The sequence below is a fragment of the Kitasatospora sp. NPDC096077 genome (genome assembly GCF_040303245.1).
Classification (GTDB): Bacteria; Actinomycetota; Actinomycetes; order Streptomycetales; family Streptomycetaceae; genus Kitasatospora.
In genome coordinates this window covers 264,819-278,217 of sequence record NZ_JBEOSV010000005.1, presented here as the reverse complement: position 1 = coordinate 278,217, position 13,399 = coordinate 264,819, and the positions used below count along the sequence as shown (strand labels likewise).

Below are 13,399 nucleotides of genomic sequence, written 5' to 3'. Positions count from 1 at the left end.
GCACGGATGTCGGCGGACGGCGGATGCCGAAGGGGCTGCGGACCACTGGTGGCGGTCCGCAGCCCCGAGGGGTTCAGAGAGCAGAGAGCAGATCAGGCCTTGGGGCTCTGCTCACCAGGAACACGGACGATCAGCGCGTCGCCCTGGCCACCGCCGCCGCACAGCGCGGCCGCGCCGACGCCGCCGCCGCGGCGCTGCAGCTCCAGCGCCAGGGTCAGCACCACGCGGGCGCCGGACATCCCGATCGGGTGGCCGAGCGCGATCGCGCCACCGTTGACGTTGACGATGTCGGAGGAGACGCCGAGGTCCTTCATCGACTGGTACGCGACGGCCGCGAAGGCCTCGTTGATCTCGATCAGGTCGAGGTCGGAGACCTCCAGGCCCTCCTTGCCCAGCGCGTGCTTGATCGCGTTGGACGGCTGCGACTGCAGCGAGTTGTCCGGGCCGGCCACGTTGCCGTGGGCGCCGATCTCGGCGATCCAGGTCAGGCCCAGCTCCTCGGCCTTGGCCTTGCTCATCACGACCACCGCGGCGGCGCCGTCGGAGATCTGCGAGGAGGTGCCGGCCGTGATGGTGCCGTCCTTGGTGAAGGCCGGGCGCAGCCGGCCCAGGCCCTCGACGGTGGTGTCGGCGCGGATGCCCTCGTCCTGGCCGAACAGCACCGGCTCGCCCTTGCGCTGCGGGATGGCGACCGGGACGATCTCGGCCTCGAAGACGCCGTCGGCCTGCGCCTTGGCGGCCCGCTGGTGCGAGGCGGCGGCGATCTCGTCCTGCACCTCGCGCGGGATGCCCAGCCGGGTGTTGTGCTTCTCGGTGGACTCGCCCATCGGGATGTTCTCGTAGGCGTCGGTCAGGCCGTCGTACGCCATCGCGTCCAGCACCTCGACCGCGCCGTACTTGTAGCCCTCGCGGGACTTCGGCAGCAGGTGCGGGGCGTTGGTCATCGACTCCTGGCCGCCGGCCACCACGATGTCGAACTCGCCGGCCCGGATCAGCTGGTCGGCGAGCGCGATGGCGTCCAGGCCGGAGAGGCAGACCTTGTTGATGGTCAGCGCCGGGACGTTCATCGGGATGCCGGCCTTGACGGCCGCCTGGCGGGCCGGGATCTGGCCGGCGCCGGCCTGCAGCACCTGGCCCATGATCACGTACTGGACCTGCTCACCCGTGATCCCGGCCCGCTCCAGCGCGCCCTTGATCGCGAAGCCGCCGAGGTCGGCACCGGAGAAGCCCTTGAGCGAGCCGAGCAGGCGACCCATCGGGGTCCGTGCACCGGCAACGATCACAGAGGTGGTGTTGGTCATGGGACGGGCCCCTTCGCACGTCGTGGCCAGGTGAGGTTGCGCTCAGGGTACTGACCCGCTTTCCGCCCGTCACCGGAGCGACGGTGTGATCGAGCGCACTGGCACCGTCCAGTCAACACCGTGTCAACGCGGTCCGGGTGAACGTCCGGGTGAAAGCCGGTGTGTGAGCAGGCTCGCACGTCCGGCACTGGCGCCGGCTCCGAGCGATGCGCTGCACTGGGTGCCACTTTCCGTCCACCGCCCTGGAGGCCGCCGTGCTGACCCGCATCGACCACATCGGCATCGCCTGCCGAGACCTCGACAAGACCGTCGAGTTCTACCGCGCCACCTACGGCTTCGAGGTGTTCCACAGCGAGGTCAACGAGGAGCAGGGCGTCCGCGAGGCCATGCTCCGGATCAACGGGACGGACGACGGCGGCGCATCGTACCTCCAGCTGCTGGAGCCCACCCGGCCGGACTCCACCGTCGCCAAGTGGCTGGAGAAGAACGGCGAGGGCGTGCACCACATCGCCTTCGGCACCGCCGACGTGGACGGCGACTCCGAGGCCATCCGCGACAAGGGCGTCCGGGTCCTGTACGACCAGCCGCGGATCGGCTCGATGGGCTCGCGGATCACCTTCCTGCACCCCAAGGACTGCGGCGGCGTGCTGACCGAGCTGGTCACCTCCGCGCAGCCGGGCGGCCACGAGGAGCACTGAAACCGCCCCCGGTTCCGCCCGTCCCCGGGCGGCACACCGCGATCCGGCCCTAGCGACCCGTCAGTAACGTGGTCCGGCAGCCGGAAAACCACCACGCGGCCATTCCCCCGCGGTGCGCTCCCACTACAATGCCCAGGTGCGCGAAGACTCCGGGGGACGGAGGCGACGGGCACGGCCGATGACTGGCCTGTCCGCCCTCCGGTGGTCGGCCCGTCGCAGGGGAGTCCAGTACGCGGGCACGGCTGAACAGTCGCAAGACGGATCTGTCACCATTCTCCACAGGCAAGAGTTCGCCCAGGAGTCCACCCGGACGGGGGAACGCGGCACCGCCGCGCTCCCGCAGCCAGGACTCCGACGACCGCGGCGGACGCCCCCGGCTTTGGCAGGGGTCGTCCGGTGGCCGCGGATGCAAGGACCAGTCGGACCGGTGCCCCGGACACGGGAGCCCGGGACAGGCCGGGTCGAAGACGCGACCAGGAGATGGATGGGACCGCGGAGTGCGGGGCAACGACCGCTACGAGGTTGACGATCACCTCTCCCAGTTCGAGGCCGAGATGGGTCGGACTCGGAAGGAGCGGGACAAGGCAGTCGAGCATGCCGAGGACCTCGCCTACCAGGTGGAGGTGCTCCGGGCCAAGCTGCACGAGTCCCGGCGCATGCTCGCCCAGCCACGCGCCTTCGACGCCGTCTCCGGCCAGGCCGAGCAGATGCTCCGCACCGCGGAGATGCAGGCCCAGCAGATGCGCGCCGACGCCGAGCGCCAGCTGCGCGACTCCCAGGCCGCGACCCAGCGGATCATGGCCGAGGCCGCCGAGCGCACCGCCCGGCTGGAGGCCGAGCTCGCCGCCCGCCGCCGCCAGCTGGAGGACGAGCTCACCGAGCTGCGCCGCTCCGCCGAGCAGCACGTCAACGGCTGGGCCGAGCAGACCCGCAGCGGCTCCGAGCAGGAGGCCCAGCGCCTCCTCCAGGACGCCCGCGCCGAGTCCGAGCGGATGGTCGCCGCGGCCCGCGCCGAGGCCACCGCCCTGGCCGACCAGGCCCGCGCCCAGACCGCCGCCGACGTGGACGCCGCCCGCGGCGAGGCCCACGCCGCCGCCGAGGCCGCCCTGCAGAAGGCCCAGAACGACGCCGAACGACTGCTGCGCGCCGCCTCCGAGCACGCCCAGCAGGCCGGCGCCCAGGCCGCCGCCGACGTGGACGCGGCCCGCGGCCAGGCCCAGCAGGAGCTGGCCGCCGCCCATGCCGCCGCCGAACAGCAGCTGGCCGCCGCGCAGGCCGAGATCGGCCGGCTCACGGAGCAGGCCGCCGCCGAGCAGGCCCGCGCCGAGCAGCAGCTCGGCGCCGCGAAGGCCGAGATAGAGCGGCTGCGCGACGCGGCGATCGCCGAGGCCGAGCGCACCCGCCGGGAGGCCACCGAGCTGCGGGTCCAGGCCGAGCAGGCCGCCGAGCGGCTCCAGGCCGACGCCGAGGCCGCCGCCGAGCGCCGGGTCGCCGACGGCGACGCCGCCACTGAGCAGCGCTCGCAGACCGCCCGGGCCGAGATCGCCCGACTGGTCGCCAACGCCACCAAGGAGTCCGAGGCCATCCGCGCGGAGGCCGAGGCGATCCGGACCGAGGCCGCCACCCGGCAGGCCGAGGCGGACGCCGCCAAGGCCGCCGCCGCCGAGGAGAGCGAGCGGCTGCGGGCCACCGCCGAGTCGGTCGCCGCCCAGCTGAAGGCCGAGGCCGAGGCCGCGATCGCCGAACTGCGCGCCCAGGCCGACCGGGACGTCGCCGAGCTGCGCGCCCAGTCCGAGGCCGACGCCCAGCGGCTGCGCGGCGAGGCCGAGGAGGAGGGCCGGGCGGCCGGCGCCAAGGACGCCACCGTCCACCTCGCCAAGGCCGCCAAGACCGCCGAGGAGGTGCTCGGCCGGGCCAACCGGGACGCCGAGGCCGCCCGCGGCGAGGCCTCCGCCGAGGCCGAGCGGATCCGCACCGAGGCGCACGCCGAGGCCCAGCGGCTGCGCGAGCAGGCCCAGGCCGCCGTCGAGCAGGCCCAGAACGCCGCGCTGGACGACGCCGCCGCGATCCGCGAGCGGATCGAGCAGATGCAGGACGAGGCGGCCCGGCTGCGCGCCGAGGCCGAGGAGCTGCGCGCCCAGGCCGCCGCCGAGGCCGACCGGGCCCGCAGCGAGGCCCGCCGCCAGGCCGTGCTGCAGATCGAGGAGTCGGCGAAGAACGCCGAGGAGCTGCTGACCAGGGCCAAGGCCGACGCGGACGACCTGCGCGCGGGTGCCGCCGGGGAGATCGAGCGGCTGCGCGAGCAGGCCCAGGAACAGGCCGCCGAGACCCAGGGCCGGGCCGAGCAGACCCTGGCCCGGGCCCGCGCCGAGGCCGGGAAGATCACCGCCACCGCCGAGCAGCAGGGCCAGGACGCGCTGGCCGCCGCCAAGGCCGCGGCCGCCGAGAACCGCACCGCGGCCGAGCGCGAGACCGCCGAACTCCGGCGCGACGCAACCGAGTTCGACCAGCGGGTGCGCGCCGAGGCGAGCACCGCCGCGGAGGCCCTGACCGCCGACGCCCAGGCCGGGGCGAAGGCCGTCCGGGACGCCGCGGTCGGCGACGCCGAGCGGGTGCGCGCCGAGGCCGACGCCGAGGCCGCCCGGACCAGGGGCGAGGCCGAGGCCGCCGCCGAGGCGCTGCGCGAGGAGAGCCGGCGCGAACGCGAGGAGGCCTCCGACGGGCTGCTGCGCGAGCGCGAGGAGACCGCCGAGCAGCTGGCCGCCGCCCGGACCGCCCGTGAGCAGGCCGAACAGGCCGCCGCCGAGCTGACCGAGCGCACCGACGCCGAGACCACCGCGCTGCGCACCGACGCCGAGGCCTACGCCGAGCGCGTCCGCACCGAGGCCGAGCAGACCGCCGTCGCACTCACCGAGCGCACCGAGGCCGAGACGGCCGCCCTGCGCACCGACGCCGAGCAGGCCGCGGACGAGCTGACCCGGCGCACCGCCGCCGAGACGGCCGCCGTCCGCGAGGCCGCCGAGGCCTACGCCGACCGGGTCCGCACCGAGGCCGAGCAGACCGCGGTGGACCTCGCCGAGCGCACCGCCGCCGAGACCACCGAGCTGCGCGACAGCACCGACCGGTACGCCGCCGAACTGCGCGAGCTCGCCGAGCGCGAGACGGGCGAGCTGCGCGCCGGGGCCGAGCAGGACGCCGCCGAGCTGCGCGCCCTGGTCCAGCAGGAGACCGCCCAGCAGCGCGAGGCCGCCGAGGCCCACGCCGACCGGGTCCGCACCGAGGCCGAGCAGTACTCCGGCGACCTGCGCGCCGAGACGGAGCAGTACGCCGTCGACCTGCGCGCCGAGACCGAACAGGCCACCGCCGACCTGCGCGCCGAGACCGAGCAGTACGCCGTCGAGCGCCGGGCCGAGGCCGACGAGCTGCTGGAGCAGGCCACCGAGGCCGCCGGCCAGCGCCGGGCCGAGGCCGCCCAGGACGCCAAGGTCACCCGGGAGAAGGCCGCCGCCGAACTGGCGCTGGCCAACGAGCAGGCCGAGACCGTCCGGGCCGAGGCCGGCCGGGAGCTGTCCGAGGCCCGCGCCACCGCCGACGGGATCCGCGCCGAGGCCGCCGCCGAGCTGGAGCAGGCGCGCGCCGACGGCGAGGACGCGGTCGCCGCCGCCCGGGCCGAGGGCGCCGAACTGGTCGCCGCCGCCGAGGAGGAGGCCGCCGAGGTCCGCCAGTCGGTGGCCGGCCTGCACGAGGCCGCCGCCGAGCAGATCGCCGCACTGCGGGCCACCGCCGAGCAGGAGGCCGCGGACACCCGCGACCTGGCCGAGCGGGACGCCGCCGAGACCCGTGCCCTCGCCGACCGGGAGACCACCGAGCAGCGCGAGCTGGCCGACCGGGAGACCGCCGAGCAGCGCGCCCGGGTCGACGCCGAGACCACGGCCCTGCGCGAGCGGACCGAGCTGGAGCTCACCGCCGAGCGCGAGGCCGCGGAGGCCGAGCTCGGCCGGCAGCGCGCCGAGGCCCAGGCCTACGACGAGCACCTGCGCGCCGAGGCCGAGGCCGAGCTGCGCGCCGCCCAGGGGGCCGCCGAGCAGCTGCGCGCCGACACCGAGGCGCACGCCGCCCGTACGGTCGCCGACGCCGAGGCCCAGGGCCTGCGCACCATCGCGGACGCCGAGGAGCTGGCCGCCGGGCTGCGCGCCGAGGCCGAGGAGTACGCGCTCGCCACCCGCACCCTGGCCGACGACTACGACAGCGCCAGCCGCTCCCGCGCGGACGCCTACGACGCCGAGACCCGGGAGGCCGCCGAGCAGTTCGACAAGGCCACCCGGGACCAGGCCAAGTCCGTCCTGGAAAAGGCCTTCGCGGACGCCGAGTCGCTCGGCGAGGACGCCCAGACCACCGCGCTGGCCACCACCGCCGCCGCCGAGGAGCAGGCGGACGCGATGGTCGCGGCCGCCCGCAAGGAGGCCGACCGGCTGGTCGCGGCGGGCGAGGCGGCCGGTCAGGCCGAGGTCGAGAAGGGCCGCTCCGACGCCGACGCGCTGCTCGCCGAGGCCCGCCGGGACGCCACCGCGATCCGCGAGCGGGCCGAGGAGCTGCGCGAGCGCACCGACGCCGAGGTGGAGGCGCTGCACGAGCGGGCCCGCAAGGAGAACGCGGCGGCCATGAAGTCGGCCGGCGAGCGGGTGGACGCGCTGGTGACGGCCGCCCAGGAGCAGCTGACCGAGGCCGAGGAGCAGGCGGTGGCCGCCGTCGCCGAGGCCGAGGACCGCGCCGCGGCGCTGGTCGCGGCGGCCGAGGAGCGGGCCGGCGAGCTCACCTCGGAGGCCTCCGCGGAGGCCAGCAAGGTCCGGCTGTCGGCCGTCCGCAAGGCCGAGGGCCTGCTCAAGGAGGCGGAGACCAAGCTCGCCAACTCCACCGAGCGGGCCGAGGCGCTGATCGAGAAGTCCGAGGCCAAGCTGCGGTCGGCCGAGTCGGAGGCCGAGGAGCGGCTCGACGGCGCGGCGGCCGAGGCGGAGAAGCGGCTGCGCGACGCCGACCACACCGCGGACGAGCAGATCGAACTGGCGAAGGCGGAGGCCGAGCGGCTGATCGCCGAGGCGAAGGCGGAGGCCGAGCGGGTCACCGGCGAGGGCCGCCGGGAGCTGGACGAGCTGGTGCGCCGCCGCAAGGACATCAACACCGAGATCTCCAGGGTCCAGGACGTGCTCTCGGCGCTGGAGGCGTTCGAGGCACCGTCACCGGTCGCCCAGGCCAACGGGGGAAGCAGCACGAAGAAGGACGGGGGTGCCAAGGCCGGTGCCGGAGTTGGCTCCCCCCGGTCGGGTGGCAATCGTTCCAAGAACGCACCACCCGATTGAGCGGACATTGACGGTCATTGTCCGTGAGAGAACGGCATTTCGCCGTCGACACTCCGGTACCGTGTCAGGATTCCCTCAACCACCTCAGCGGTTTGACGACAGGAAGCCCAGAGTCCCATGAGCGACAGTCACTCCCCTCACGGCTTCGACCTGGTGCGCCGTGGGTACGAGCGCGCCCAGGTCGACGAGCGGATCACCAAGCTGGTGGCCGACCGTGACAGTGCATTGACCCGGATCAGTGCGCTGGAGAAGCGCATCGAGGAGCTCCACCTGGAGACCCAGACCGCCCAGGCGGCGGTCGCCGAGCAGGAGCCCTCCTACGCCGGTCTCGGCGCCCGGGTCGAGAAGATCCTGCGGCTCGCCGAGGAGGAGGCGAAGGACCTGCGCGACGAGGCGCACCGCGCCTCCGAGCAGCACCGCGAGCTGGCCGAGGCCGCCGCCCAGCAGGTCCGCACCGAGGCCGAGAACTACGCCAAGGACCGCAAGGCCAAGGCGGAGGACGAGGGTCTGCGGATCGTCGACAAGGCGAAGAGCGACTCCGCCCAGCTGCGCGCCGAGGCCAACAAGGACGCCCAGAACAAGCGCGAGGAGGCGGACGCCCTCTTCGAGGAGACCCGCACCAAGGCCGCCCAGGCCGCGCTGGAGTTCGAGACCAACCTGGCCAAGCGCCGCGAGCAGTCCGAGCGCGACCTGGCCGCCCGCCAGGCCAAGGCCGAGAAGCGCCTCGCCGAGATCGAGCACCGGGCCGAGCAGCTGCGCCTGGAGGCCGAGAAGCTGCGCACCGACGCCGAGCGCCGGGCCCGCCAGACCGTCGAGACGGCCCAGCGCCAGTCCGAGGACATCGTGGCGGACGCCAACGCCAAGGCGGACCGCATCCGCAGCGAGTCCGAGCGCGAGCTGGCGGCGCTGACCAACCGTCGCGACAGCATCAACGCCCAGCTGACCAACGTCCGCGAGATGCTGGCGACGCTGACCGGCGCGGCCGTGGCCGCCGCCTCGCTGCCGACCGACGACACCATGGGCGTGCCCGCCCAGCAGTCGCGCTGACCCGGCCGTCCGGCCCGGCACCGAGCAGGTCCTCACCCTTCGGGGTGAGGACCTGCCGCGTTTGCGGGTGTCACTACCTCGGGTACGCCCCGTCGGGCCGCTGGTGCCCGCTGCTGAGCTGGTTGCCCTCGTCGTCGGAGACGGTGCCGAACCAGGAGGTGCACCAGACCGAGACCGAGTCCGGCCAGTACTGCACCTCGAAGGGGTGCCCGGACCCGTAGTCGCCGTACGAGGTGACGATGAAGGTCTCCCCCGGGCGCATCCAGTAGTCCTCGCCGAGCGGTTCCAGGGTCAGCTCCACCAGCCCCTCGCCGCGATTGGTCACCGGCATCCGGCCGGTGACCTCCAGGGCGGAGTAGTCCCAGCCCGCCGCGTCCGGGCTCATCCGGCGGCCACCCGGGCGAGCAGCCGGCGGACGGCGGTGTCGAACGCCCCCGGGGACTCCAGGGCGCTCAGGTGGCCCACTCCGGGGACGACGGTCAGTTCGGCGTCCGGGTGGGCCGCCAGCATCCGTTCGGCCTCCTCCGGCGGCACCAGGGCGTCCTGGGCGCCCGCGAGGAGTGCGACCGGCACCCGGATCCCGGCCAGCACCTCCAGGGAGTCCGGACGGGCCGCCATGGCCCGCTGGGTCCAGGCGACGGCGGCCGGCGGCGCGGCGGCGACCATCGTCTGCACCCGGTCCACCAGGTGCTGCGAGTCGGGCCCGAGCTGCTTGGCCGCCACCCGCTCGTCCAGCAGCAGCCCGACGCTGTCCCGGGCGGTGACGGCGGCGGCGATCCGCTCCCGGTCGGCCCGGACGGCGTCGGTGTCGGCGGTGGCGCGGGTGTTGGCCAGCAGCAGACCGGCCAGCCGGTCCGGGTGGCGGCGGGCGAAGGCGAGCGCGACGTAGCCGCCCATGGAGAGCCCGCCGAGCACCGCCCGGTCGATCCCGGCCGCGTCCAGCAGCAGCGCCAGGTCGTCGGCGACCAGGTCCAGCGAGGGCTCGTCGTGGCCCAGCTCGGTGCCGCCGAACCCCCGCTGGTCGGGGGCGAGCACCCGGACCTCGTCCCCGGTGAGTCCGGGCAGCGCGTCCAGCTGGGCGGACCACATCGAGGAGTTCAGGGGGAAGGCGTGCAGCAGCACGAGGGGTGTTCCGGTGCCGCTCTCGCGGACGGAAACCGCAGAAGGGAGCTCGCTCATGCGCCCACCGTATTCCGGTGGGACCGATGGGCCCACTCACCGGACCCACTCGACGGGCCACGACATCCGCTTTGTCCTAGCCTGACAGAGAGTAAGGGAGCGCGAATGATCGAGTTGCACGACCTGACGAAACGTTACGGCAAGACGCTCGCGGTGGACCGGCTCAGCTTCTCGGTCCCCCAGGGGGTGGTCACCGGCTTCCTCGGCCCCAACGGCGCGGGCAAGTCCACCACCATGCGCATGATCCTCGACCTGGACCGCCCGACCAGCGGCCGGGTCACCATCGACGGCAGGCGCTACGGGCAGCTCAGCGAGCCGCTCAAGTACATCGGCGCCCTGCTGGAGGCCAAGGCCGTCCACCCCGGCCGCACCGCCCGCGACCACCTGCTCTGGCTCGCCCAGAGCAACCGGATCCCGGCGAGACGGGTGGACGAGGTGCTCGCCCTGGTCGGCCTCACCCCGGTCGCCCGCAAGCGGGCCCGCGGCTTCTCGCTCGGCATGGGCCAGCGCCTGGGCATCGCCTCCGCACTGCTCGGCGACCCGGAGATCGTCATGTTCGACGAACCGGTCAACGGCCTGGACCCGGAGGGCATCCTCTGGATCCGCAACCTGATGAAGCGGCTGGCCGGCGAGGGCCGGACGGTCTTCGTCTCCTCCCACCTGATGAGCGAGATGGCCGTCACCGCCGACCACCTGGTGGTCATCGGCCGCGGCCGGCTGCTCGCCGACCTGCCGATGCCGGAGTTCATCCGGCGCAACTCCCGCTCCGCCGTACGGCTGCGCACCCCGCAGCCCGAGCGCCTGCTCGACGTCCTGACCGGCGCCGGACTGCGGCACGAGCCGGGCCCGGACGGCTCCTACGAGGTGGTCGACGGCGACATCGCCCGGCTCGGCGAGTTGATCGCCTCGCACGGCGTGGTGCTGCACGAGCTCAGCCCGCAGCAGGCCTCGCTGGAGGAGGCGTTCATGCAGATGACCGCGGACTCGGTGGAGTACCACGCGGGCGACGGCCCGGGCCGGGACGCGGCCGGCGCGCCCGGCGAGTGGGGCGCGGGCTGGAAGGCGGACGGCACCCGGCCGGCCGCGGCGGTGCGGCAGGAGGAGAACTGAGATGGCGTCCTTCCCGGCGGTCCTGCGCTCCGAGTGGACGAAGATCCGCAGCGTCCGCTCCACCCTCTGGACGCTCGCGCTGGCCTTCGTGGTCACGGTGGGGATCGGCGCGCTGCTGTCCCTGCTCACCAACAACAACTTCACCGAGTTCCGGCGGCACGACCAGAGCCCCTTCGACGCCACCGGCACGGCCTTCTCCGGCATCATGCTCGGCGAGCTGGCCATCATCGTCTTCGGCGTGCTGGCGATCGGCAACGAGTACAGCAGCGGGATGATCCGGGTCACCCTGGCCGCCGTCCCCCAGCGCGGCACCCTGCTGGCCGGGAAGGCGCTGGTGCTCGGCGTGCTGGCGCTCGCGGTCGCGCTGGTGACCGCCTTCGCGACCTTCTTCACCGGCCAGGCGCTGCTCGGCTCGCACTCCACCACGCTGAGCGAGCCGCACGTGCTGCGGGCGGTGCTCGGCGCCGCGCTGTACCTGACGATGCTCTGCCTGTTCTCGGCCGGCGTCACCGCCATGCTGCACAACCAGACGCTCGCGCTCGGCGTGCTGGTGCCGTTCTTCTTCCTGCTCTCGCCGATCCTCTCGGCGGTGCCGAAGGTCAAGACCCTGGCCCACTACTTCCCCGACTACGCGGGCTCGCGGATGCTGCTGGTGTACGAGCAGAACGGCCAGCCGTACGGGCCGTGGACGGGCTTCGCGATCTGCCTGGCCTGGACCCTGGCGGCCCTGATCGGCGGCGCGCTGGTGCTCAAGAACCGCGACGCGTGAGGGAGTCGAGGACTCAGTAGCGCGGAGCGCCGCGGCCTCGCAGCACATTGGAGGCCCGGCGCTCGCGCGCTCCCCAGCACGCGCGGTGCCAGTGCCGCCGGTCGTCCACCCCGGCGCCGTGCTGCGGCCAGGCCACCACGTGGCCCACCCCGGGCGGGATCTCCTGGTCGCAGCCCGGGCAGCGGTAGGACCGCCCCGAGGTGCCGGCGACCGTCTGGACCACCCAGTCGTCGCCCTGGTAGTTCTCGGTGCGGCGCAGCGATCCGCCGAGCGGGGCGGCGGTCGGCTCGCCGCGCTCGCTCGGTTCGGCGCTCTTGATCCGGTTGCGGCGGGGCACGGCGGACTGCCTCTCTTCCGGGGGCTCGAGTTCGTCGTTCCAGCCTAGAGCCTGTCCCCCGGGCGGAGGCGGGTCCCCGGCCCTCCGGAGGCCTCTATCACGGCCCCGGACCACTGTCCGGCGTTTTTGCCGAGATCCACCCGATCATCGGGGAAATTCGGGGTTCGGCGTGCCATTGGCACATGACATCGGATACCCACGAGGGGACAGGCGGGGCCCGCAGACCCTGCGTGCACCCGAGGAGGCCCCCAGGATGACCAAGACCAGCCCCCGCGCCGAGACCCGCCGGCCCGTCGGCGTACGGCCGCCCGCGCCCGGCCCGGCGCTGACCTCCGTACCGCCGCTGACCGCCGTCGCGGGCGAACCGCTGACCGCCGTGCAGCGCTCCGGCGCACTGCCGCCGGACACCGCACCGGTACGGGTCGGCGCGTTCCTGTTGTCCGCCCAGTTCCCCGGGCAGAGCCACGGCGAGGCGCTGGAGCGCACCGTCCGGACCGCCGTCGAGGCCGAACGCGCGGGCCTGGACAGCGTCTGGCTGGCCGAGCACCACTTCGTCCCGTACGGGGTCTGCCCCGACGCCGCGACCCTCGCCGCGCTGCTGCTCGGCCGCACCCGGCGGATCGGCATCGGCACCGCGGTCAGCGTGCTCTCCAACCGCCACCCGGTGGCGCTCGGCGAACAGGCCGCACTGCTGCACCTCACCTCCGGCGGGCGCTTCACGCTCGGGGTGGGCCGCGGCGGGCCGTGGATCGACCTGGAGGTGTTCGGCAGCGGCGTGGACGCCTTCGAGACCGGCTTCCCGGAACGGCTGGACCTGCTGCTGCGCTGGCTGCGCGGCTCCCGGGTCGGCGCGGACGGGCCGCAGTTCACCTTCCCCGAGGTGGCGGTGGTGCCGCAGGCCGCCGAGCCGCTGCGCCGCCCGGGCCTGGGCAGTTGGCTCGGCCTGGGCGAGCCGACCGGCCCGGTCCGCTTCCCGCGCCAGCGGCAGGACACCGACGCCCTCGGCGAGGAACTCACCACCGCCGGACGGCCGGTGGCCGGCCCGCCGGTGGTGGTCGCCTGCACCTCCCCGGGCGGGGTGAAGCTGGCCGCCGAACGCGGCCTGCCGATGCTGCTCGGCATGCACTCCGGCGACGAGGACAAGCTGCGGATGCTGGAGCTCTACCGGACCGCCTGGCTGGCCGCCGGGCGCAGCGAGGAGCAGCTGCGGCGGGTGACCCGCCAGCACGTCGCGGCCGGGGTGGCCCAGGTCGACGACCGCACCTCCACCGCCCGGGCCACCCTGCTGAGCGCGATGCCCGGCTGGTTCGAGTACGGGCTCGGCGCCCACCGCACCGTGGACGGCCGCGAGCGCAAGATGCGCGACCCGCACCAGTACACCGAACTCCTCTGCGACCTGCACCCGGTGGGCACCCCGAGGCAGTGCGCCGACCGACTGCTGGCCACCGCCGAGCGCACCGGCATCCGACGGTTCGCCCTGCTCGCGGAGGGCAGCGGCGACCGCGAGGCGACCCTGCACAACATCGCCCGGCTCGGCTCCGAGGTACTGCCGCAACTGAGTTGAGCCGCCGGGCCGGGCCCCGGGCCGCCGCCCCTCCCCC

Annotated in this window: 10 protein-coding genes; 6 read left to right on the top strand and 4 right to left on the bottom strand. The window is 74.6% G+C overall.

Features of this window, described 5'->3' with window-relative positions:
* Positions 1-92: 92 nt before the first annotated feature.
* The gene (locus tag ABTZ03_RS08130; RefSeq protein ID WP_350512024.1) at positions 93-1,301 is read right to left on the bottom strand and encodes an acetyl-CoA C-acetyltransferase; all 1,209 of its coding nucleotides are present in this window, start codon (positions 1,299-1,301) and stop codon (positions 93-95) included.
* A 254-nt stretch (positions 1,302-1,555) separates the two neighbouring features.
* On the opposite strand from ABTZ03_RS08130, the gene mce reads away from it, so the two are divergent.
* From mce to ABTZ03_RS08115, 3 genes are all read left to right on the top strand, one after another.
* Positions 1,556-1,999: a methylmalonyl-CoA epimerase gene (mce, locus tag ABTZ03_RS08125; protein WP_350512023.1), complete on the top strand. Its 444-nt coding sequence runs from the start codon at positions 1,556-1,558 to the stop codon at positions 1,997-1,999.
* 497 nt (positions 2,000-2,496) lie between these two features.
* Positions 2,497-7,356, top strand: coding sequence for a polarized growth protein Scy-related protein (locus ABTZ03_RS08120; RefSeq protein ID WP_350512022.1), 4,860 nt, complete (start codon positions 2,497-2,499; stop codon positions 7,354-7,356).
* Between the two features lie 117 nt (positions 7,357-7,473).
* The gene (locus ABTZ03_RS08115) at positions 7,474-8,403 is read left to right on the top strand and encodes a coiled-coil domain-containing protein (protein WP_350512021.1); all 930 of its coding nucleotides are present in this window, start codon (positions 7,474-7,476) and stop codon (positions 8,401-8,403) included.
* A gap of 73 nt (positions 8,404-8,476) precedes the next feature.
* Here the strand turns inward: ABTZ03_RS08115 and ABTZ03_RS08110 are convergent, their stop codons facing one another.
* Positions 8,477-8,788 (bottom strand): hypothetical protein, encoded by a 312-nt coding sequence (locus tag ABTZ03_RS08110; RefSeq protein WP_350512020.1) that lies wholly within the window; start codon positions 8,786-8,788, stop codon positions 8,477-8,479.
* Positions 8,785-9,582, bottom strand: a complete 798-nt coding sequence (locus tag ABTZ03_RS08105; protein WP_350512019.1) for an alpha/beta fold hydrolase — start codon at positions 9,580-9,582, stop codon at positions 8,785-8,787. Before ABTZ03_RS08105 ends, ABTZ03_RS08110 begins: the two co-directional genes overlap by 4 nt.
* A gap of 105 nt (positions 9,583-9,687) precedes the next feature.
* Between ABTZ03_RS08105 and ABTZ03_RS08100 the strand changes: the two genes are divergently transcribed.
* Positions 9,688-10,692, top strand: a complete 1,005-nt coding sequence (locus tag ABTZ03_RS08100) for an ABC transporter ATP-binding protein (protein WP_350512018.1) — start codon at positions 9,688-9,690, stop codon at positions 10,690-10,692.
* A gap of 1 nt (position 10,693) precedes the next feature.
* Positions 10,694-11,461 carry an ABC transporter permease gene (locus ABTZ03_RS08095; protein ID WP_350512017.1) on the top strand — a complete coding sequence of 256 codons (768 nt, stop codon included), beginning with the start codon at positions 10,694-10,696 and terminating at the stop codon, positions 11,459-11,461.
* 13 nt (positions 11,462-11,474) lie between these two features.
* Here the strand turns inward: ABTZ03_RS08095 and ABTZ03_RS08090 are convergent, their stop codons facing one another.
* Entirely contained in the window at positions 11,475-11,798 is a 324-nt protein-coding gene (locus tag ABTZ03_RS08090; RefSeq protein ID WP_350512016.1) for an Rv1322 family protein, read from the bottom strand.
* A 253-nt stretch (positions 11,799-12,051) separates the two neighbouring features.
* Between ABTZ03_RS08090 and ABTZ03_RS08085 the strand changes: the two genes are divergently transcribed.
* Entirely contained in the window at positions 12,052-13,362 is a 1,311-nt protein-coding gene (locus ABTZ03_RS08085; RefSeq protein WP_350512015.1) for an LLM class flavin-dependent oxidoreductase, read from the top strand.
* Positions 13,363-13,399: the final 37 nt, after the last annotated feature.

Excerpts from the sequence above, each read along its gene's own strand:
- ABTZ03_RS08130 (WP_350512024.1), bottom strand. The coding sequence starts at position 1,301 with ATGACCAACACCACCTCTGTGATCGTTGCCGGTGCACGGACCCCGATG.
- ABTZ03_RS08115 (WP_350512021.1), top strand. The coding sequence starts at position 7,474 with ATGAGCGACAGTCACTCCCCTCACGGCTTCGACCTGGTGCGCCGTGGG.
- ABTZ03_RS08110 (WP_350512020.1), bottom strand. The coding sequence starts at position 8,788 with ATGAGCCCGGACGCGGCGGGCTGGGACTACTCCGCCCTGGAGGTCACC.
- ABTZ03_RS08105 (WP_350512019.1), bottom strand. The coding sequence starts at position 9,582 with ATGAGCGAGCTCCCTTCTGCGGTTTCCGTCCGCGAGAGCGGCACCGGA.
- ABTZ03_RS08100 (WP_350512018.1), top strand. The coding sequence starts at position 9,688 with ATGATCGAGTTGCACGACCTGACGAAACGTTACGGCAAGACGCTCGCG.
- ABTZ03_RS08095 (WP_350512017.1), top strand. The coding sequence starts at position 10,694 with ATGGCGTCCTTCCCGGCGGTCCTGCGCTCCGAGTGGACGAAGATCCGC.
- ABTZ03_RS08085 (WP_350512015.1), top strand. The coding sequence starts at position 12,052 with ATGACCAAGACCAGCCCCCGCGCCGAGACCCGCCGGCCCGTCGGCGTA.